This is a genomic window from Luteibacter sp. P4_D7_3, from assembly GCF_056401735.1.
The window spans coordinates 1-20,594 of the sequence record NZ_JBFUIT010000040.1 but is presented as its reverse complement, the minus strand read 5'-3'; the positions used below and the strand labels follow the sequence as shown (position 1 = coordinate 20,594).

Genomic DNA, 20,594 nt, shown 5'->3' with positions numbered 1-20,594 from the left:
GCTTGAGACGGGAAGCAATCGAGCCTTCCAGCGCCGGCGCCAGCCTGCATGTCCTCGGTGATCTGCTCGGCTCGGTCGCCGCGGTGCTCGCGGCCCTGGCCGTGCGCTGGGCTGGCTGGCTCTGGGCGGATCCCGTGCTGTCGATCCTGGTCTCGCTGCTGATCCTGCGCAGTGCCTGGTCGCTGCTGCGTCGCTCGGGTCATATCCTGCTCGAAGGCACACCCGAAGGCGTGCACCTGTCCGATATCGAAAAGGGCCTGCGCGAGGCGGACGAGAACATCCTCGACATCCACCACGTGCATGTCTGGCAGGTAACGGCCGGCTCGCGGATGGCCACGCTGCATGCCGAGCTGAAGCCCGGCGCCGATCAGTCGCGCTGTCTCACCGCCATCAAGACCATGCTCATCGAGCGCTGGCAGGTGGGTCATGCCACCGTCCAGTTTGACCCCGGCCCGTGTCCGGACGAGCTCGAAGGCTGTGGTAAGGGCGGCCGGGGCGTTCCCTGAACGGGGCTCAGGCTTGCCATTTGCGGCTCCGCTGATACGATGGCGGGCCGTTCCTCATCATTATTCAGAATCAAGGAGTTTCCCATGGGCAAGGGCGATCGCCGCACCCGTCGCGGCAAGATCAACCGTCATAGCTATGGCAACGCTCGTCCGCACGTTGACGTCGTCACCGGTGCAGCCGTTGCAAAGCCGGCTGCTGCCAAGCCGGCCGCCGCTGCCGCCAAGAAGGCGGCCCCGCGCAAGAAGGCTTAATTGCCTTTCCAGCGTGAGATGAAAAGCCCCGCATTGCGGGGCTTTTTGTTGGGCCCGATTCAGAGCTCGAGCCTGTCGYCGAACTCGAAGTGGCCGTCCGCCGGAGCGGCGATCGCGTTCTGGTGGACGATGCCGGGGAAGATGTTGTTTTCGATGCCGGCGTGGTTATCGCTGTTGTACAGATAGGGTACGTGCGACCACACACGGTAACCGAGGGCCTTGATCGACGCGATTTCCGCCGCCGCCTGGTCCATCCCGGACAGGCGTACGTAGAGCAGGGGACGGTGCTCGCGCAGGGTCTCCGTGGCTCCGGCAAGCGCGTCCACGAGCGTGTCGGCGAGGTTGAACTTCATCAGGTGTACCGATTCCAGTTGCAGGCTGTCGATCGTGATCGCGCGAACGGACTCTTTCGCGCCAAACGAGTGCAGCCCCGTGCTGCGACCCAGCCAGGCCGGATGCGTGAAAACATTGTCGAGCTGGTTGAGCGCCACGTTCGCGCACAGCTGTTGGAATCGTATGCGGCGCGGTTCCACGACATGCACCTGTCCAAGGGGACCGACGGCGTGAGCCATCCACAGCGCATGTGCAGCGAAATCGCCGCCGAACTCGAGGATGGTCTGCCCCTCTTCGATGAGCCCGCTGAGCAGGTTGGTCTCGTGCTCGGCCCATTCGCCATAGAGCTGGAGTGAACGCGCGACGACGTTGTCGGTGGCGACTGCCGCGGTAATGCCATAGCGCGTGGTCCAGAACGGGGAAGACGCGCCGTTGGGGGGATGCGGGGAATTCATGGGTGTAGTGCCTTCCTGTTCTAGAGAGTGGCGCGTGCGATCGCCAGCTGGCGCACGGCCTGGGCGAGCGCATGGCGGTCATGGCCGGTGGTGTCGGCTGTCTGGGTCCAGCCGCGACACGTGTCGCGCCAGAGGTTGAGCAGATGGCTGTCGCCACCACCGCTGCGCCATGCTGCCTCGCACAGTGCGCTGGCGCCGGCGAAATCGCCTTCGCGCAGGCGCGTCGCCGCCATGGCGGTGCGTGCACCGACGGAATCGGCCTCCATGGATGCGAGTTCGCGTCCCAGCGATGCGGCAACTTCGCCCTGGATAGCGCGGCCAGGTAACGATTCGTAGGTCAGCTGGATAGCGAGGCGACATTCGAGCGCGTCCATTCGCCAGGCGGGATGTTGCTCGGCGAGAAAGGCGTGGGTGAGCGCCAGCGTGCAGGCGTCGACGGCATCGGCGGGTGGTAGCGCCATGGCGCGCAGTCGCGCACAGCGCGCGAGCAGGAGCGCGGTTTCGGCCTCGCCGTCGCGCGTGTGAGCTTCTTCGAGCAGGGCCTGCGCGCGGTCCAGGCTGGCGAGGCGTGCCGCGCCTTTCGCGCCTTCCGCTCGCTGGAGGAAGACCTCCGCTCGCCGACGCGGGGCGCGCGTCATCGCCTCCGGCCCGATGGCCGCGAGACGATCGCACAGGGCTTCGGCTTCGGCCTGTCGCGCGGACGCGCCACCACCGAGCAACCAGCCCGCCCAGGTCAGCTGCACGTCGATCCATGCGTCGAGCACGGGCGTTTCTTCCGCGCCGAGGTCGACGGCCTGGCGGGCCTGGAGCGCGCGCAGGGCAAACAATCGTGTCGCTCCCGAAAGGCGCTCGATGCGAGCCAGCTCCACACGAATGGCGCGGGCTACCCAGTGCGGACGATCCGTGTCGGTCGCGCGATTCATCCCGTCGCGAGTACGCTGGGCGGCCTCCTCGAGTAGCGCCTCGGCGCCACGCCGGTGATGGTCGCGAGAGCGCAGCACGAGAATGGCCGGCAAAAGCCAGCGTGCCAACCGGGCGTCGTCATCACCTTCTTTGCCTGCGTCCTCGAGGATGGCTTGCCAGGCTTCGACGCTGGTCGTGCCTTCGCCGACACGGCGAATTTCCGGAAACCGCTCGTCGCCGATGAGGTGAAGGGCGGGGCTCGCATCGATGGCGTGGAGTGCATTCAGTAGCGAAGCCACCCGAACGAACGAGGCGGGTGGGGAGGCCGCTGCCTCGGGCGCGTGTGTCGGTGACAGAAGCAGGTCGACCGGCTCGGGGACCATGTAGAGCAGCGGGGTGGCGTACGGTGAGTCTTCGTAGACCCATTCAGGCGATTTCATCTCGGTGGCCTCGGAGGGCGCCAAGGGGGTGACGTCGGCGAATGCACCCGCTATCGACGGGGGTGGGGATGGCGCGCGCCGCGCGCGGCGCCGACGCTGCCATGTCAAATGGGCGAGGACGCCGCCAATTATTATGGCCACGACGGCCAGCACCCAGACGAGCCGGTCGCCAGCAGGCTCCGGGGTGGGAGCGTTTGCCGTTGCGGGTGCCAACAGGAGTGTGGCCACGGCGGGATGGCCGGCAAGTCCAGGCGCCGTGCTGGCGGACGAAGGCGGGGCTTCCATCGCGTCGAGCATGCGCGACACGTCTCGCATCTGCCGGGCACGCGTGGCGCGTTCGACGGCGGTCTCCCGGGGATCGGCGCACGCGCCGAGCAGCGACAGGGCGAACATCAGGCTTGCGACGCGGCGGGACGTGGCGCGATTCCCGCGGTGTGCTGGCGGTGGTGCGTTCAACGGTGTTCCTTACAACGCGCGGCGTGTGCCACGCGAGATCGACATCAACGATCTTAGGCGAGAAGTTCCCGCCTATCGATGGAACAATTCGGAAAAATCGCGCGGATTACGTCGTATTGGGACGCTCGCCGGCCACTCGCACTTCGTGTAACAGATCACCGCCAATCCAGTAGCAAAGCTCCGGTAAATGGCGAATGTTCCAGATGGCGAGATCAGCACGCCGACCCGGCGCAAGGACGCCGCGGTCGTCGAGGCCGAGCGCGTGCGCGGCGTGGATCGTCGCACCACGAAGCGCTTCTTCGGGCGTCAGGCGGAACAGGGTGCAGGCCATGCCCATCGCAAGGCGAAGCGACAGGAGGGGGGATGTGCCGGGATTGAGATCGGTGGCCACGGCCATGGCGACGCCGTGCCGACGGAATGCTTCGATGGGCGGCGGGCGGGTGTCGCGCAGGGCGTAGTAGGCGCCGGGTAGCAGCACGGCCACGGTCCCGCCCTGCGCCATGGCGCGCACGCCGTCTTCGCTCGTCCATTCGAGATGATCTGCGGAGAGGCCGCCGTAGCGCGCAACCAGCGCCGCACCGCCCAGGTCGGATAGCTGTTCCGCGTGGAGCTTGACCGGCAGGCCCAGTTCGCTGGCCTTGCGGAAGAGTCGCTCGGTCTCGGCATGGGTGAAGCCGATGCCTTCGCAGAACGCATCGACCGCATCGACCAGCGATTCTTCGGCCAGCGAAGGCAGCATGGTGTCGCAGACCAGGGCGACGTAGTCGTCGCGGCGTCCCGCGTATTCGGGCGGCAGGGCATGCATGCCGAGGAAGCTGGTGCGCACGTCGATGCCCAGCTCGACACCGATACGCCGCGCCACACGAAGCATACGCCGCTCGGCGTCGGGCTCCAGGCCATAGCCGGACTTGATTTCCAGCGTGGTCACGCCGTCGGCCAGCAAGGCTTTCGCACGCGGCAGGGACTGTTGCAGCAGTTCGTCTTCGCTGGCCGCACGCGTCGCGCGTACGCTGGAGACGATGCCGCCGCCGGCACGCGCGATCTCCTCGTACGTCGCGCCCTCGAGGCGTTGCTCGAATTCCTGCGCACGGTCGCCGCCGAAGACCAGATGCGTGTGGCAGTCGATGAGGCCGGGTGTCACCCAGGTGCCGGGCAAGGATTCGACCCGGTGCGCCAGCGCATGGGGCTCGCCGTGCAATGCGCTGCGCGGCCCTGCGAACGTGATGACGCCGTCGCGCCAGCCGATCGCACCGTCCGCGATCGCCCCATAGGGCACGCCATTGTCGACGAGCGTGGCGAGGCCGACGTCCAGTAGCAGGCCGTCCCAGCGATTATCGGCCGTCATGTGGGTGTTACTCCTTGCGCTTCCGCAGCAGGTGGATCACGGCGCTCGCGCTCCTCCTCGTACTTTTCGATCAGAACGTCAGCCAGTGCCTTGTAGACGGGAACACGGCAGACCAGGCCAGAGACCGCTCGCGCCAGCAGGCAGGCCGCCATGATCGGCAACGCCATCTGGTGATTGGCTGTGAGTTCCAGCGAAATCACGACGGCCGTCAGCGGCGCCTGGGTGACGCCTGCGAGATACGCCGCCATGCCAAGCAGCACGACGGCCGAGTTGTCCGCGCTGGGCAGGAGCTGGGCGATGTTGCCCCCGAGTCCGGCTCCCACGGCGAGTGCCGGGGAGAAGATGCCGCCCGGAATGCCGGCCCACGACGAAGCGATGTTGCCGAGGAACTTGAGCACGCCGAACAGGGGGCCGGTGTCGCTGTGGCCCTGGAGGATGTCACGCGCCTGGCCATAGCCGGTGCCGTAAAGGCCGTTGGCACTCAGCAGGCTGAGCAGAACGAGTGCGAGGCCGCAGGCCGCGGCGAAAACCACGGGCTGGCGGGCGCGCAGTCGCCCCATCGCCCCGCGAAAGCCGGTAGCCGAGGGAATGATCAGGCGCGCGAACAGGCCGCCGGCAAGGCCACCGACGATGCCGGTGAGAAGGACGGCGATCCATGCCCTGCCTAAGGGCAAGGCGGCCGTGATATCGCCGAAGTAGGCGTAGTTGCCGACGATGCCCAGCGAGACGACACCGGCCACGACGATGGCGGTGAGCAGCGTGCCACTGATGCGGTGTTCGAACGTGCCGGACATTTCTTCGATCGCGAAGACCACGCCGGCGAGCGGTGTGTTGAATGCCGCGGCAAGGCCTGCGGCCGAGCCAGCGAGAATGAAGCGGCCCGCAGCGGTAGGATCGTCGAATCCGAAGCGTCGCCCCATGGAATAAAGGAGCCCCGCGCCGACGTGCACGGTTGGGCCTTCGCGGCCGACGGACGCACCGGCGAGAAGGGCCARAAGGGTGAGTCCCATCTTGCCGACGGCCACTTTGAGCGAGAGCAGGCGCGAGCGAAAGTCTTCGTCCTCCACCTTCAATGCGGCGATCGCCTGCGGGATGCCGGAGCCACGGGTTGCCTTCAGCGCGCCCTGGGTCAACCAGCAAAGCAGGGCGAAAACGGTCGGCGTGATGAGCAGCGGCACCCACCAGCCGTGCGAAGCGACGCTGTGAAATATCGCGAAGGCGAAATCCGCTGCCTTGGCGAAGAGCACGGCGGCGAGTCCGACCACGATGGCACCGCTCCAGAACAGGATGCGGCGACGCCATTGTCGGGGTGAAAGCCACTCATGGCGGCCGAACTCGCGAAGACGATCGAGATTCACTTGCCCTCCGGCATGCGCGACCAGCGCACCTGGTAGAGGTCGAAGCGGCGGTCTTTCAGGTTGGTCACCGCGCCGGAGTTGCGGGCACGGGCGAGATTTTCCAGGCGTAAGTCGGCAAACAAGACGGTCTCGATATTGGGTGTGGAGTCCGCGGCGATACCGTCGCGGGCGAAGGGCAGGTCGCTTGGTGTGAGGATGCAGCTCTGCGCGTACTGGATGTCGAAATTGTTGACGCCGGGCAGGTTGCCGACATTGCCGGAAAGCACCACGTAGCATTGGTTTTCGATGGCGCGCGCCTGCGAGCAATAACGTACGCGCAGGTAGCCCTCGCGCACGTCGGTGCAGAACGGTACGAACAGGATCAGTGCGCCCTGGTCCGTGAGGTGGCGGGCCACCTCGGGAAATTCCGAGTCGTAGCAGATCATCACGCCGATCGGTCCGCAGTCGGTCTGGATCGTCGCCGCGGTATCCCCGCCGGTGATATTCCAGACGTTGCGCTCGCTGGGGGTAGGGTGCAGCTTCTCGCGCTCGTGGATGGAACCGTCGCGCAGGCACACGTAGCAGACGTTGTGGATATCGCCGTTCGGCTGCCGTGTCGGGTGTGAACCACCGATGATGTTGATGTTGTAGTGCACGGCCAGCCGATGGAACATCGCCTTGACCTCGTCGGTGTACTCGGAGAGTCGACGAATGGAATCCACGGGCGACAGCTCGGCGTTCTCGATCGAGAGCAACTGCAGCGTGATCAGCTCGGGAAAGGCGACGAAGTCGGCGTCGTAATCGGCGGCGATATCGACGAAGTATTCGACCTGCGTGGCGAATTCGGCAAAGGAGCTGATCCGCCGTTGCTGGTACTGGACCGAAGCCACGCGCACGGAATCCGGGAGACGATGGCTCTGTGAGACCTTGGGCGTATCCGGGTGATCGTGGAGCTGCGGGTTGCGCCAGATCAGGTGCGCCGCGTAACCGAGCGATTCATGGTCCGACGGCACGTATTCGCGCAACAGGCCAATCACTTCGAAACCGTTGCGCAATTGGAAGCTGAGCGTGGCATCGCGACGGCTGCCGTCGACCACGGCCTGCACATAGCCTTCGGCGCTGCCGTAGCGGGCGATCGCGCGGGCCAGTCCCGGCATGCGGCCGCCGAAGACGATACCGCGGAGTTTCAGGTCGGTGCACAGTCGCTTGCGCGCCATGTACAGGCGCTGCCCGATGCGCATGCCGCGGTAATCCGGGTGGACCACCACTTCCATGCCGTAGAGCCAGTCGCCCTTCGGGTCATGGCGCGAGGCAAAGCCGCCGCCGGTGATCTGCATCCAGGTGTGCGGCGCGAGCGCCACGGCCTCGTTGATGCGGAACGTGGCGCAGAAGCCGACGATCTTCCCCTCGTACTCGACCACGAACTGGCCTTCGGGGAAGTGGGTCTGCTGGCCCTGCAACATTTCCGGCGAATGGCCCCATTCGGGCGTGTAGACGCGGGCGGTGAGGGCGACGAGTTCAGGCACGTCGGTCGGACGCGCCAGACGAAGCAGCAGCTTCGGCGATTGAGCGGCGATGATCTCGGTCATTCCTGCATTATGCCCGTCGGTTAACATGCCCGCTGGATCCCACAGGACACCCCCATGTCACAGACCCCCTTGACCGCGGATTTCCTCTGGCAGGACGGTACCTGGCACGCGGGTGGCGCAGGCCTGTCGGTGTCCGGTGCCCGGTTCGCCGCGGCGTCCGGTGCGACGGGCGAGCGGATCGGCCGTTTCGTATTGCCAGGCATGCCGAATCTGCATTCGCATGCCTTCCAGCGCGCGATGGCCGGACTGGCTGAGCGGCGCGGCCCCGGGGAGGACAGCTTCTGGACCTGGCGCGAGACGATGTATGCCTTCGCCGAGGCGATCGACCCGGATGACCTCAAGGCAATCGCTACCCAGCTCTACATCGAGATGGTGAAGGCGGGCTACACGCAGGTCTGTGAATTTCATTATCTGCATCACGGGCCACGGGGCGTTCATTACGCCGAACCCGCGGCGATGTCGCTTGCACTCATCGAGGCAGCGAAAGAGGCCGGCATCGGCCTCACCCTGTTGCCGGTTCTCTATATGACCGGTGGCTTCGACGGTCGCCCGCTGAACGAGCGGCAGCAGCGCTTCCGTCACGACGTGGGTCAGTACGTGACACTCCTGGAGCGCCTTGCGCCCCTGCAGAACGACATGCTGCGCCTGGGCATCGCACTGCACTCGCTCCGCGCCGTGCCGGAAGATGCCATGCGCGCCTTGCTGTCCAGCGGCGTGTGTCGCGAGCTGCCCATCCATATTCACATCGCCGAACAGATCGGAGAAGTGCAGGACTGCCTTGCCGTGCGCGGCGCGCGCCCCGTTGAATGGTTGCTCGACCACGCTGACGTCGACGCGCGCTGGACCCTCATCCATGCCACGCATCTCACCCCGCACGAAACCGATCGCCTCGCGAAAAGCGGTGCGGTGGCGGGCTTGTGCCCGACCACGGAGGCGAATCTCGGCGACGGGCTGTTCCCGCTGGCCGCCTTCATCGACGCGGGCGGCACGCTGGGTATCGGCTCGGACTCACACATTTCCGTCTCGCCCGTGGAAGAGCTGCGCTGGCTGGAGTACGGCCAGCGCCTGATCACGCGTCATCGCAACGTCACCGCGCGACGGCCGGAAGAGAGCGTCGGCACGGCGCTCTGGCAACGTGCCCTGCAAGGTGGCGCATTGGCCGCGGCGACGGATATCGCACGGCTGGCCGACGGTGCGCGTGCCGATCTTCTCGTGCTGGACGATCGTTCACCGTTGCTCGCGGCACGGGACGAAGCTGACGTGATCGACAGCTTCCTGTTCGCCGGTAACACGCCGCTCGTGCGTGATGTGATGGTCGGCGGTCAGTGGCGCGTGCGCGACTTTGCCCACGCCGCCGAACAGTCGGCGGCCGAGGCTTACCGCGTGGTCGTGGAGAGGTTGGCCGCCGCCTGAGACGAGGGGCCGGTCGGACACTTCGGTTTGCCGTAGAGACCTTCGGCGGAAGGCTCTTTACGTTTCGCCGCCTCCGGTGAGGCATATACCGACACGCCCAGGTCGCAATGATTGTCGCGAAGGGTGAAGCGGACCGTGTCCACGTGCGTCGGAGGCTCGTCGTCGAGCGTACACGTGCTGCCCTTTGCCAGCCGGATCGTGACGCTGTTGTCGCTGCTGTCGACGACGTCGAAGCGGGCGTTGCTGCAATCCTTCCAGCTGAGCGTGTTCTTGTCGACGTGGAGCATGCGCAGCCCGATGAAGGCGTTGCTGTAAGGCTCCCAGTCGCCAGCGAGCCAGGTGGGCGCGGGCTGGGCGGTGGCGAGCAGGGCGAGGGCGAGTAGGGCGGGCATAGGGGGATCCTGTAGGAGCCGATTCATCGGCGAACGGGTGCTTGCATCACCTTCCAGATCATGCTCTATTCAACCCATGATTCGCCTCGCCGCCAATAACGCCAATACCAATAATGCCCGGAACCTCGGGAGGGTCGGCGTGTAGGCGGGTTAGCGAAATCACCCCACTCACCAAAGGCCCGCCCTCACCAGGCGGGCCTTTTTTCGTTCTACCGATCAGGAGTGACAAGGCCATGTGTTCGATCTTCGGGATGTTCGGCCTCGCGGCCAGCGACGACCTGGTTGCCCTGCGTACGCAGGCGATGGAGCTTTCCCAACGGCAGCGCCACCGCGGCCCGGACTGGAGTGGCGTCTACGTCGACCAGGGCGCGATCCTGGTGCATGAGCGCCTCGCCATCGTCGACCCCGCGAGCGGCGCCCAGCCGCTGCGTTCGCCGGAAGGCGACCTCGCGCTGGCCGTGAACGGCGAGATCTACAACCACCGCGAACTTCGCGCCGCGAGTGACTACGCCTTCACCACGGGCTCGGACTGCGAAGTCATCAACGCGCTCTATCGCCGGCATGGTGCCGACTTCCTTGGCCAGCTCAACGGTATTTTCGCCTTCGCCCTGTGGGACGCCGGCCGTCGCCGTTTCCTGATCGCACGTGATGCCCTTGGCGTGTGCCCGCTCTACTGGGGCCATGATCGGGCAGGGCGCCTCTGCGTGGCGTCGGAGATGAAGTCGTTGGTCGGGGTATGCGCGGACGTGGCACCTTTCCCGCCGGGCCATGTTTACGACAGCGAGGTGGGCGCGGCGGTGCGCTACTGGACGCCCGCATGGCGCGATTACGACGCCACGGCGGGACATTCGATCGAGCCGAAGGATCTCCGTGCCGCTTTCGAAGCCGCCGTGCATCGGCAGATGATGACCGACGTGCCGTACGGTGTGCTCCTCTCCGGCGGCCTGGATTCCTCGCTCGTTGCCGCTGTGGCGGCCAGTTTCGCGCGTCGCCGTATCGAGGAAGACGATCGCGGTGAGGCCTGGTGGCCGCGCCTGCATTCGTTCGCCATTGGCCTGGAAGGTTCGCCGGACCTTGCGGCCGCCGAGGTCGCCGCCAAAGCGTTGGGTACCGTGCACCATGGCTTCCGCTACACCTTCGAAGAAGGCCTGGACGCGTTGCCCGAGGTGATTCGCCACATCGAAACCTACGATGTCACCACCATCCGTGCCTCCACACCCATGTTCCTGCTGGCCCGGCGGATCAAGGCGATGGGCGTGAAAATGGTGCTGTCCGGCGAGGGCTCGGACGAAATCTTTGGCGGCTACCTGTATTTCCACAAGGCGCCTTCGGCCCGGGCTTTCCACGAGGAAACGATCCGCAAGCTGGACGCGCTGCACTATTACGACTGCCTGCGCGCGAACAAGTCCATGTCCGCCTGGGGCGTGGAAGCACGCGTGCCCTTCCTGGATACCGAGTTCCTCGATATCGCCATGGCCTTTGACGCCGAAGCGAAGATGGTGGCGCGAAAGGGCATCGAGAAAGGCATCCTGCGCGAAGCCTTCGAAGGTGCGTTGCCCGAGGAAATCCTCTGGCGGCAGAAGGAGCAGTTCAGTGACGGTGTGGGCTACGGCTGGATCGACGGGCTCAAGGCGCACGCGGAGGCCATGGTTTCCGATCGCGAGTTCGCCGCGGCGGGGGCACGCTTTCCCCTGAACACCCCAGCCACCAAGGAGGCCTTCTTCTACCGGACGCTCTTCGAAAAGCACTTCCCCGGCGAGGCCTGCGCGGCCACCGTGCCGGGCGGCAAGTCGATCGCCTGCTCGTCGCCGGCCGCCCTCGAGTGGGATCCCGCCTTTGCCGCTGCCGCCGATCCCTCCGGCCGGTCGGTCCGCGGCATCCACCAGGAGGCCCTCCCAGCCTGAGACACACCGCTCCGATTCATCGGCGATCCCGCGACAGCGGGCCAGGGTGAGGCAATCACCCCATCGCCGCTGAAGCGGCTCCCACAGGAGCAGGGCACCGCTGAATTTGTTACGATTAGCCGCTTTAGCCGGCACGATTCCGTGCCGCACCAGCAGGCAAGCCAACCATGATCGAGACCAATCCGATCCTCGCGCAGATTGCGGACCTCACGGGCCGCGTCGAGTCGCTTAGGGGGTATCTTTGACTACGCAGTCAAGAAAGAACGCCTCGAAGAAGTAACCCGCGAGCTGGAGAATCCCAAAGTCTGGGATGACCCCAAGCGCGCGCAGGAGCTGGGTCGCGAGCGCTCCACGCTCGATGGCATCGTCACCGGCATCGACGAGATGTCCGGCTCGCTCGCGGATTCGAAAGAACTGCTCGAGATGGCCGCCGCCGACGGCGACGACGAGACCCTGCAGTCGATCGTCACCGACCTGAACAAGATCGACAACCGCGTGAGCAAGCTGGAGTTCCAGCGCATGTTCTCGGGCGAACTCGATTCTGCTGCCGCCTTCGTCGATGTCCAGGCCGGCGCCGGTGGCACCGAGGCCCAGGACTGGGCCGAGATCCTCCTGCGCATGTACCTGCGCTGGGCGGAGTCGCGCGGCTGGAAAACCGAAATGATGGAAGTCAGCGCCGGCGACGTCGCGGGCATCAAGTCGGCCACGTTCCGTGTAGAAGGCGACTATGCCTATGGCTGGCTGAAGACCGAGATCGGCGTGCACCGTCTGGTCCGCAAGAGTCCGTTCGATTCCGACAACCGCCGGCACACCAGCTTTACCTCGGTGTTCGTTTCGCCGGAAGTCGATGACAACATCGAGATCGACATCAATCCCGCCGACTTGCGTACCGACGTCTACCGTTCGTCAGGCGCCGGCGGCCAGCACGTCAACAAGACCGAGTCGGCGGTGCGTATCACGCATGTCCCGACCAATACGGTCGTGGCCTGCCAGACAGAACGTAGCCAGCACGCCAACCGCGACCGCGCGATGAAAATGCTCAAAGCCAAGCTCTATGAGCTGGAAGTGCAGAAGCGGAACGTCGAGCGGGACGCGCTGGAAGCGACCAAGTCCGACATCGGCTGGGGCAGCCAGATCCGCAATTACGTGCTCGACCAGTCGCGCATCAAGGATCTTCGCACCGGTCTTGAACGCACCGACACGCAGAAGGTGCTTGATGGCGATCTCGACGGATTCGTCGAAGCCAGCCTGAAGTCCGGCCTCGAAGCCGGCTCCAAGCGTCTCGATGCCTGATGTTCCCGGGGGCGTATTTGCGCCCCCGTACTCCATACACGAAGCCAGAATCACACCATGACCGACGACACCAGCGCCGACACTCCCGTTACCGCCGCCGAAGAGAACCGCCTCATCGCCGAGCGTCGCGAGAAACTGAAATCGCTGCGTGCACAGGGCATTGCCTACCCGAATGACTTCAAGGTGGACAGCTTCGCGGGTGACCTGCAGGCCGAGTTCGCCGACAAGGACACCTGGACGGCCGAGGCCATCGAGGGCGCACCGCGGCGCGTCACTGTCGCCGGTCGCATCATCCTGATGCGCGGGCAGGGCAAGGTCAGCTTCGTGCAGATGCAGGACGGTACGGGCCGCATCCAGCTGTTCGTCCACCAGGGCACCCTGGGCGAGGAAGGCTACGACGCATTCAAGCGCTGGGACCTCGGCGACATCGTCGGTGCCGAGGGCCTGCTCATGCGCACCAAGACCGGCGAGCTGTCGGTCAAGGTCGAGTCGATCCGCCTGCTCACCAAGTCGCTGCGCGGCCTGCCGGACAAGCACCACGGCCTGGCGGATGTCGAGCAGCGTTATCGCCAGCGCTATGTCGACCTCATCGTCACCGAGGAGTCGCGCCGCACCTTCGCGCTGCGTTCGAAGATCATCAGTCATGTGCGTCGCTGGCTCGAAGCCGAACCGCGTCGCTTCATGGAAGTCGAAACACCGATGATGCACGTGATCCCGGGCGGCGCGACGGCGCGCCCGTTCACCACGCACCATAACGCGCTCGATATCCCGTTGTTCCTGCGCGTGGCGCCCGAGCTTTACCTCAAGCGCCTTGTCGTCGGCGGTTTCGATCGCGTCTACGAAATCAACCGCAACTTCCGCAACGAGGGCGTGTCCACGCGACACAACCCCGAGTTCACCATGCTCGAGCTGTACCAGGCGTACGCCACGTACCACGAGATCATGGATATCACCGAAGGCATGATCCGCACGGCCGCCGCCGATGTGGTCGGCAACACGGTGATCGAGTGGGACGGCGAGACGATCGACATCGGTCCGGCGTTCCGTCGCTGGCGCATGGAAGACGCCGTGCTCGAACTCAATCCCGAGATCAAGCCGGCCGACCTGCGCGACCGCGAAACGATGGCTGCGCATGCAACGCGTCTCGGCATCCACGTGAAGCCGAGCTACGGCTGGGGCAAGCTCCTGCTGGAAGTGTTCGAGGCGACGGTGGAGCACACGCTCATCCAGCCGACTTTCATCACCGATCACCCGGTCGAGGTTTCGCCGCTGGCGCGCGAAAGCGACACGGACAAGGGCATCACCGACCGCTTCGAGCTGTTCATCAACGGCAAGGAGCTCGCCAATGGTTTCTCCGAGCTCAACGACTCCGAAGACCAGGCCGCGCGCTTCCAGGCCCAGGTGGACGCGAAGGACGCCGGCGACGACGAGGCGATGCACTACGACGCCGACTACATCCGCGCGCTCGAAGTCGGCCTGCCGCCGACCGGCGGTCTCGGCGTCGGCATTGATCGTCTTGTGATGCTGCTGACCGGCTCGTCGTCGATCCGCGACGTGCTGCTGTTTCCGACCATGCGTCCCGAGGCCTGACCGGCTTCTGATTTTCGCCAGGGCGCCCCGGGGTGGCGCGCCCTGGTCGTCCCGTCCCCTATCGAAAGGACTCGTTATGCGCTTCCGCCTTGGCGTGCCGTCTCTCGCGGCTGTTCTTCTGTTCGTTGCCGGCTGCGGCCAGGCGGTGATCAAGCCCCCACTGCCGCTGGACGAGTCGCTGCTGCCGGCCACGATTTACGTGCCGGATTGCCCGCTCGACGACGACGGTTTCCTCGGCTTCGTGGGCGCCATGGACAGGGCCATGGGCGAAAGCGCCTGCCGTCAGATGGGGGCCGCGCTCATCACCAAGGCGCAGGGGATGGACGGAAAGGTGAATTTCGTCAATTACAAAGTCGACCTCAAGGCGCCGAAGCCTGTCGAGCCGGACAAGGGCGTCGAGGCGTCGATCGGTAGCCGGTACCGCGTCGTCCTCCCTCCGGCACGGTCGAACCGTGTCTACCAGGATCATGTCTCCTATGTGGCCGCGAACCAGTCCTTCTCCGTGTTCGATACCGCGACTGGCACCCTGGTGGGCCGGGGCTCGGTCAAGGCGTCGCCCGGCGGCGTTCCCGGCGCCACGAGCGCTGCCGAGACTCTCCTGGCTGGCTTGCGTGGGAACCGCTGCGAAGTGTTGAACGCATTCTCGGCGCGTACGGCGTTCCACGCCCTCAGCGCGCCGAAGTGCACGACATTCGCGCTGTACCCGGTTAACCGGGACGATGACGAGGACGACGAGGAAGACGGGGACAAGGACGGCAAGCAGGCGCCTGTCCAGGCGCCGGCCGCAAGCGCGCCTGCGGCTGCGGCTGCGGCAGCGAAGCCGACCTGACGGCGGCGCCCGTCCGCCGATACAATGCGCGGTCTACTGACCGGAGCCCCTCATGTTCTACGCCATCACCGGTATCGATCACCCGAACTCGCTCGAAAAGCGTCTGTCCGTGCGCCCGGCCCACGTGGCCCGTCTCTCGGCGCTCAAGGAAGAAGGCCGCCTGAAGCTGGCTGGCCCGTTTCCGGCCATCGATGCCGAGGACCCGGGCGAGGCCGGCTTTACCGGCAGCCTCATCGTGGCCGAGTTCGAAAGCCTCGAGGCCGCCCAGGCCTGGGCGGACGCCGATCCGTACATCGGCGCTGGCGTGTACCGCGAAGTGACGRTTCGCCCGTTCCGCGTGGTCCTGCCGTGACGGTCGAGAAAGTCGAGCGCATCCGCCAGCGGCTGACCGAGGCCCTGGCCCCGGTCGAGCTGGACGTGATCGACGAGGGCCACAAGCACGCCGGGCACTCGGGCGAGGGCAAGGGTCATTTCTTCGCCCGCATCGTCAGCGCGGCCTTTGCCGGAAAGAACCCGATCGAGCGCCACCGTATGGTCTACGCTGCCCTGGGCGACATGATGCCGGACGGCATCCACGCCCTCGCGATCGAGGCAAAAGCTCCCGGAGAGTGATCGTTAGGCCGAAAAACAATGGGTTAGCGCTTTAACCTCATGCTGCTTCGCGTATTGCGCACCCCGCCCCCCTTTGGCAAAGTGACCGATCAGCCAGGGGGTGGCTCCCGAACGGAGCCCTCGGCCGCGTCCCAACGGAAACCATAATGCGTCTGACCACGATCAAGCTGGCGGGATTCAAGTCGTTCGTCGACCCCACCACGCTGCACCTGCCCACCAATATGACCGGCGTCGTCGGCCCTAACGGCTGCGGCAAGTCGAACATCATCGACGCCATTCGCTGGGTCATGGGCGAGTCCGCCGCCAGCCGCCTGCGCGGCGATTCGCTCACCGACGTGATCTTCTCCGGTTCCAGCGCGCGCAAGCCGGTGGGCCAGGCCACGGTCGAGCTCATCTTCGACAATAGCGATGGCACCATCCAGGGCGAGTACGCGAGCTTCGCGGAAATCTCGGTCAAGCGCATCGTCAGTCGCGACGGCCAGTCCTCGTATCACCTCAATGGCGCGCGCTGCCGCCGCCGCGACATCACCGACCTGTTCCTCGGCACGGGCCTGGGACCGCGCAGCTATTCGATTATCGAACAGGGCATGATCAGCCAGATCATCGAGGCGGCGCCGGAAGAACTGCGCACCCATCTCGAGGAAGCGGCGGGCATCTCCAAGTACAAGGAACGCCGCAAGGAAACCGAGAGCCGGATCAAGGCCACGCGCGAAAACCTCGACCGCGTCCGCGACGTGCGCGACGAGGTGGAAAAGCAGCTCGACCACCTCAATCGCCAGGCCCGTGCAGCCGAGCGTTGGAAGGCCTTCAAGGAAGAGCACACCCACCGCGAAGCCGAACTGCGCGCGCTCGAATACCGCACGCTGCATCGCCAGCATGAGGGCGAGGGCTCGGGCCTGCGTGAGGCCGAGCTGGAGATCGACAAGCATCTCGCCGGCCAGCGCCAGATCGAAGCGCAGCTGGAAACCGTTCGCGAGCGCCATCAGGGCGCCAGCGAGCACCTGAACCAGGTGCAGGGCGAGGTGTACAAGGTCGGCGCCGAGATCGCGCGCGTCGAACAGCAGGTGCGCCACAACCGCGACCTCAGCGAACGCCTCACACGTTCGCGCGCCGACACCGAGCGCGAGTTCGAGGAATTGCAGGGCCACATCACCGCGGACCGCGAACAGGTGGAAACCCTGCGCATGGCCCTGGCCGAAGGCGAGCCGAAGCTCGAAGCCTTGCAGCAGATCCAGGACGAAACGGGCGAARCACAGCGCGCCACCGAAACGAAGCTGGCCGATTGGCAGCAGCGCTGGGATTCACACACACGCGGCGCCTCGGAGTCGAGTCGCGCCGCTGAAGTCGAGCGGACCAAGCTGGCCTACCTCGATCGCCAGACGGTCGACCTGTCGCGCCGGAAGGAAGCGCTCGAGACCGAACAGCGCGCGACCGATGTCGATGCGCTTCACGCCGCCTCCGAACAACTCGATATCGAACACGACACCCAGCGCGAGCGGGTCGAAACACTCGGCGGCGTCCTCGACCAGCACAAGGTGTCCTACGAGCGCGTGCTCGACGAAGAACGCCAGGTGCAGTCCTCGCTCAATGAAGCGCGGCAGCAACTGCAGACGGCACGCGGCCGTCAGGCCTCGCTCGAAGCGCTGCAAAGCGCGGCACTGGGCCAGGAAGAAACCGCCGCGAGCGGCTGGCTGTCGCGTCTCGGCCTCGATCGTTCGCGCCGTCTCGGCGAATCGCTCCAGGTCGATGCCGGTTACGAATCCGCGGTAGAGACCGTGCTCGGCGGCGTGCTCGATGGCGTTCTCGTCGATGCCATCGCCGCGCTGACCCCCGAATTCGAATCGCTCGGCAACGCCGATGTGGCGCTGTTCGCGAAAGAGCAGGCCGGTCCTGGCGCTGCCGGTACGCTGGCCGCTCATGTACGCGGACCGGTGGCAGCCATGGCGCTGCTGGGTAACGTTTTCATCGCCGATTCCGTCGAAGACGCCGCGGCCCGAGTTTCGTCGCTGTCCACCCACCAGTCCGTGATCACCCGCGATGGTGCGTGGATGGGTCCGGGTTGGGCCCGGGTGCTGCGCGCGCAGGGCAATCAGGTCGGCGTGCTGGCTCGCGAACGCGAGATCCGCCAGCTGGCTGAGCAGATCGAAACGCTGGAAGGCTCCAGCGAAGAATGGACCGAACAGCTCGAGACCTTGCGCACGCGCAAGTTCGAGACCGAACGCCAGCGCGACGACGCCCAGCGCGACCTGTATGCGGCCCATCGTCGGCTTTCCGAGCTGGCCGGCCAGTTGCAGAGTCATCGCGGCAAGATGGAAACCGCGCGCGCCCGTGCCGAAAAGGTCGGTGGCGAAATCAGCGTCATTCTCGAGCAGGTCGACGAACTCGCCAGCCAGACGCGCGATGCGCGCTCCCGTCTTGACGAGGCCGTCGGCCTCATGGGCGACCGCGAAGACGAGCGTCGCGGCCTCGAGAACGAGCGTCGCGAACTGCTCGAAGCGCGTGAGGAAGCGCGCATCAATGCGCGCGAAGCGGCGGACCAGTCACACCAGCTCGCCCTCGGCATGGAGTCCAAGCGTGCGGCRCTGACCTCGCTCGAGCAGGCCCTGGCCCGTCTCGACACCCAGCTGCGCCAGGTCACCGCGCGCCGCGATGAGATCGACCAGCAGCTCGCTGCCGGGTCCGATCCCATCGCGGAACTCGAGGAGGAACGCCAGACCTACCTCGACCAGCGCCTGCTGGTCGACAAGCAACTCGTGGAAGCGCGCCGCGCCCTTGAGGATTGCGACGCCGAGTTCCGCCGCCTGGAGCAGGAGCGCCAGCGCACCGAGCATGTGCTCAACCAGGTGCGCGAGAACGTCTCCGAGAAGCGCCTCGCCGCGCAGGCCTTGCAGCTTCGCGCCGAACAGCTGGCCCAGGCGATCAAGGCCTCCGGCCTCGAACTCGAAGCGCTGCTCACCGAGTTGGCCGAAGACGCCGAACCCGACCACTGGCAGAAGCAGCTCGTCGACCTCGCGCAGAAGATCGCCCGCCTGGAGCCGGTCAACCTGGCGGCGATCCAGGAACATGCCGAGCAGTCCCAGCGCAAGGAATACCTCGATGCGCAGCTGGCCGACCTGGTCAGCGCGATGGAAACGCTGGAAGGCGCGATCAAGAAGATCGACCGCGAAACCCGTCAGCGCTTCAAGGAAACCTTCGACCGGGTGAATGCGGGCGTGCAGGAACTGTTTCCCCGTTTATTCGGTGGCGGTCACGCCTATCTCGAGCTCACCGGCGACGATCTGCTCGATACCGGCGTGGCGATCATGGCGCGGCCCCCGGGCAAGCGTGTCAGCAACATCACGCTGCTCTCCGGCGGCGAGAAGGCGCTCACCGCGGTATCGCTGGTGTTCGCCATCTTCGGCCTCAATCCGGCGCCGTTCTGCCTGCTGGACGAGGTGGACGCACCGCTGGACGAAGCCAACGTCGGCCGCTTCTCGGCCATGGTCCGTGAGATGAGCGAGAAGGTGCAGTTCATATTTGTCAGCCACAACAAGGCCACCATGGAAGCCGCGTATCAGCTGTGCGGCGTTACCATGCGCGAACCGGGTGTGTCCCGCCTGGTTCAGGTCGACCTCGCCGAAGCCTCCAAGCTCGTCGGCGTGGCTTAAGTACTAAACAAGGAATCGAAGCATGAATCCCGCCATCGGCCTCGCCTGGAATCCCGCAGTAGGCATCCCGATGCTTTTCGTCGGCATCGTCGTTCTCGTGCTGATCTGGCTGTTCGGCCAGCCACGCAAGGAGCAGCAGGGCCGACGCAAGCCCGCACCGGAGACGCAGGAGCGCTCTCGCGAGCGCCGCGAGCCGGTGTTCAACGATGACGGCGACGACATCGGCGGCGAATCGTTCAGCGCCCGGGACGACCGTGCGTACGACGCGCACGACGGCAGGGAATTCAGCGCCCGCGATGAGGATGCCAACGATCCGCTGTTCCGTCCGTCGCCCCGCCAGGGCGAGCTGGACGTGGATCTGCGCGCCGAGTTGGAGCGCCTTGGCACCTCACTATCCGGTGACCGTGCGGCCATTCACCCGCCGCAGGCTTACGACGAGCCGCCTTCGCCGCCCGCTTCGCAGCATGTGCCGCAGCAGCGCGTCGAGCCGCGGCTCGACCTGCCGTTCGACCTCGACGAGCCCGTCGCCGCGGCACCGCCGCCGGCGCCTGTCCGGTCCCCGGCACCCGCGCCCGTTCCGGCGCCCGCACCGCCGCCGAAGGCCCCGCCGCGTTCCGACCTGGGTCGTCGTCCGTCGCACGCCCCGGTTGAGCGCATCGTCAGCCTTTACGTGGTCGCTCGCGAAGGCAGCAAATTCCATGGTTCCGACCTGGTCGTTGCCGCCGAAAAGGCCGGCCTCGAATTCGGCGACATGGGTATCTATCACCGCCTGGTCGACGGCCATCCGGAGCAGGGCCCCATCTTCAGCGTGGCCAACCTGACCAAGCCCGGTAACTTCGACATGGGCCGCATCGCCACCCTGCAGACCTCGGGCCTGTCGTTCTTCATGGCCCTGCCGGGCCCGGCTCCCGCCCTGGATGCCTGGGACGCCATGCTGCCGACGGCGCAGCGTCTGGCCGAGTTGCTTGACGGCCTCGTGCTCGACGAGGAACGCAACGCACTCGGTCGCCAGCGCATTGCGCATATCCGCGACGAGCTTCGGGGCTGGGACCGTGGCCACGAAGGCGAAGAGATCAAGTTCGGCCAGTAAGTTACCGCCGAAGAGGCTCGGATAGCTCGCTGCGCGAGCTCATGCTTCCTACTGTAGGAGCCGATTTGCGGTGGTCTAATTTTCCTGGACACCCATGTAGGAGCAAAATCCCTACCGAGGTGAATCATGGGATATCGACCGATCGACCCGGCGCTCAAGCGCCGGGCGGTGTGTTTAGTACTGGATGAGAACCGCTCCGTGCCTGCCG

At 65.8% G+C, this 20,594-nt stretch carries 17 protein-coding genes; 11 read left to right on the top strand and 6 right to left on the bottom strand.

The window, feature by feature from the left end:
- The coding region (locus AC1DSN_RS06450) for a cation diffusion facilitator family transporter (RefSeq protein WP_477329999.1) at positions 1-506 on the top strand (506 nt) is incomplete at its 5' end.
- Between the two features lie 84 nt (positions 507-590).
- Positions 591-758 (top strand): 30S ribosomal protein THX, encoded by a 168-nt coding sequence (locus tag AC1DSN_RS06445; protein WP_063572817.1) that lies wholly within the window; start codon positions 591-593, stop codon positions 756-758.
- 59 nt (positions 759-817) lie between these two features.
- On the opposite strand, the gene AC1DSN_RS06440 is transcribed toward AC1DSN_RS06445, so the two are convergent.
- The 5 genes from AC1DSN_RS06440 to AC1DSN_RS06420 all read right to left on the bottom strand — a co-directional run bounded on the left by AC1DSN_RS06440 (position 818) and on the right by AC1DSN_RS06420 (position 7,616).
- Complete coding sequence (locus AC1DSN_RS06440) at positions 818-1,546, bottom strand: class I SAM-dependent methyltransferase (protein ID WP_477329997.1); 729 nt, start codon at positions 1,544-1,546, stop codon at positions 818-820.
- Positions 1,547-1,566: 20 nt separating this feature from the next.
- A complete protein-coding gene (locus AC1DSN_RS06435; RefSeq protein WP_477329995.1) occupies positions 1,567-3,345 on the bottom strand; it encodes a hypothetical protein in 1,779 nt (592 codons plus the stop codon).
- Positions 3,346-3,451: 106 nt separating this feature from the next.
- Positions 3,452-4,690 carry an imidazolonepropionase gene (gene hutI / locus AC1DSN_RS06430; protein ID WP_477296706.1) on the bottom strand — a complete coding sequence of 413 codons (1,239 nt, stop codon included), beginning with the start codon at positions 4,688-4,690 and terminating at the stop codon, positions 3,452-3,454.
- Entirely contained in the window at positions 4,687-6,048 is a 1,362-nt protein-coding gene (locus AC1DSN_RS06425) for a chloride channel protein (RefSeq protein WP_477329993.1), read from the bottom strand. The genes hutI and AC1DSN_RS06425 overlap by 4 nt, the downstream gene beginning before the upstream one ends.
- On the bottom strand, positions 6,045-7,616 hold the full coding sequence (locus AC1DSN_RS06420) for a bifunctional GNAT family N-acetyltransferase/carbon-nitrogen hydrolase family protein (RefSeq protein ID WP_063573158.1): 1,572 nt from the start codon (positions 7,614-7,616) through the stop codon (positions 6,045-6,047). Before AC1DSN_RS06420 ends, AC1DSN_RS06425 begins: the two co-directional genes overlap by 4 nt.
- A gap of 54 nt (positions 7,617-7,670) precedes the next feature.
- On the opposite strand from AC1DSN_RS06420, the gene AC1DSN_RS06415 reads away from it, so the two are divergent.
- Positions 7,671-9,029, top strand: coding sequence for a formimidoylglutamate deiminase (locus AC1DSN_RS06415; RefSeq protein WP_477296703.1), 1,359 nt, complete (start codon positions 7,671-7,673; stop codon positions 9,027-9,029).
- On the opposite strand, the gene AC1DSN_RS06410 is transcribed toward AC1DSN_RS06415, so the two are convergent.
- A complete protein-coding gene (locus tag AC1DSN_RS06410) occupies positions 8,993-9,421 on the bottom strand; it encodes a hypothetical protein (protein ID WP_477329991.1) in 429 nt (142 codons plus the stop codon). The two genes, AC1DSN_RS06415 and AC1DSN_RS06410, sit on opposite strands and share 37 nt — an antisense overlap.
- Positions 9,422-9,654: 233 nt before the next feature.
- Between AC1DSN_RS06410 and asnB the strand changes: the two genes are divergently transcribed.
- The 8 genes from asnB (at position 9,655) to zipA (ending at position 20,386) form a co-directional block, all read left to right on the top strand.
- On the top strand, positions 9,655-11,325 hold the full coding sequence (gene asnB / locus AC1DSN_RS06405) for an asparagine synthase B (RefSeq protein WP_477329989.1): 1,671 nt from the start codon (positions 9,655-9,657) through the stop codon (positions 11,323-11,325).
- Between the two features lie 167 nt (positions 11,326-11,492).
- Positions 11,493-12,618, top strand: a protein-coding gene (gene prfB / locus AC1DSN_RS06400; protein ID WP_157504152.1) for a peptide chain release factor 2 whose coding sequence is annotated in 2 segments (ribosomal slippage) — positions 11,493-11,567 and positions 11,569-12,618 — 1,125 coding nt in all. Because the reading frame shifts where the segments join, the coding sequence is not laid out codon by codon here.
- Positions 12,619-12,675: 57 nt separating this feature from the next.
- The gene (gene lysS / locus AC1DSN_RS06395) at positions 12,676-14,208 is read left to right on the top strand and encodes a lysine--tRNA ligase (protein WP_477296204.1); all 1,533 of its coding nucleotides are present in this window, start codon (positions 12,676-12,678) and stop codon (positions 14,206-14,208) included.
- A gap of 76 nt (positions 14,209-14,284) precedes the next feature.
- Positions 14,285-15,037 carry a hypothetical protein gene (locus AC1DSN_RS06390; protein ID WP_477296205.1) on the top strand — a complete coding sequence of 251 codons (753 nt, stop codon included), beginning with the start codon at positions 14,285-14,287 and terminating at the stop codon, positions 15,035-15,037.
- 52 nt (positions 15,038-15,089) lie between these two features.
- Positions 15,090-15,389, top strand: coding sequence for a YciI family protein (locus AC1DSN_RS06385; RefSeq protein ID WP_477329987.1), 300 nt, complete (start codon positions 15,090-15,092; stop codon positions 15,387-15,389).
- Positions 15,386-15,649 carry a BolA family protein gene (locus AC1DSN_RS06380; RefSeq protein WP_063574327.1) on the top strand — a complete coding sequence of 88 codons (264 nt, stop codon included), beginning with the start codon at positions 15,386-15,388 and terminating at the stop codon, positions 15,647-15,649. The genes AC1DSN_RS06385 and AC1DSN_RS06380 overlap by 4 nt, the downstream gene beginning before the upstream one ends.
- A 146-nt stretch (positions 15,650-15,795) precedes the next feature.
- Positions 15,796-19,296 (top strand): chromosome segregation protein SMC, encoded by a 3,501-nt coding sequence (smc, locus tag AC1DSN_RS06375; protein WP_477329985.1) that lies wholly within the window; start codon positions 15,796-15,798, stop codon positions 19,294-19,296.
- A gap of 22 nt (positions 19,297-19,318) precedes the next feature.
- Entirely contained in the window at positions 19,319-20,386 is a 1,068-nt protein-coding gene (gene zipA / locus AC1DSN_RS06370) for a cell division protein ZipA (protein WP_063571999.1), read from the top strand.
- Positions 20,387-20,594: the final 208 nt, after the last annotated feature.

What these genes read in the sequence shown, in the direction of transcription:
- AC1DSN_RS06415 (WP_477296703.1), top strand. Translation starts at nt 7,671, where the DNA reads ATGTCACAGACCCCCTTGACCGCGGATTTCCTCTGGCAGGACGGTACC.
- zipA (WP_063571999.1), top strand. Translation starts at nt 19,319, where the DNA reads ATGAATCCCGCCATCGGCCTCGCCTGGAATCCCGCAGTAGGCATCCCG.
- lysS (WP_477296204.1), top strand. Translation starts at nt 12,676, where the DNA reads ATGACCGACGACACCAGCGCCGACACTCCCGTTACCGCCGCCGAAGAG.
- AC1DSN_RS06445 (WP_063572817.1), top strand. Translation starts at nt 591, where the DNA reads ATGGGCAAGGGCGATCGCCGCACCCGTCGCGGCAAGATCAACCGTCAT.
- AC1DSN_RS06390 (WP_477296205.1), top strand. Translation starts at nt 14,285, where the DNA reads ATGCGCTTCCGCCTTGGCGTGCCGTCTCTCGCGGCTGTTCTTCTGTTC.
- hutI (WP_477296706.1), bottom strand. Translation starts at nt 4,690, where the DNA reads ATGACGGCCGATAATCGCTGGGACGGCCTGCTACTGGACGTCGGCCTC.
- asnB (WP_477329989.1), top strand. Translation starts at nt 9,655, where the DNA reads ATGTGTTCGATCTTCGGGATGTTCGGCCTCGCGGCCAGCGACGACCTG.
- AC1DSN_RS06420 (WP_063573158.1), bottom strand. Translation starts at nt 7,616, where the DNA reads ATGACCGAGATCATCGCCGCTCAATCGCCGAAGCTGCTGCTTCGTCTG.
- AC1DSN_RS06410 (WP_477329991.1), bottom strand. Translation starts at nt 9,421, where the DNA reads ATGCCCGCCCTACTCGCCCTCGCCCTGCTCGCCACCGCCCAGCCCGCG.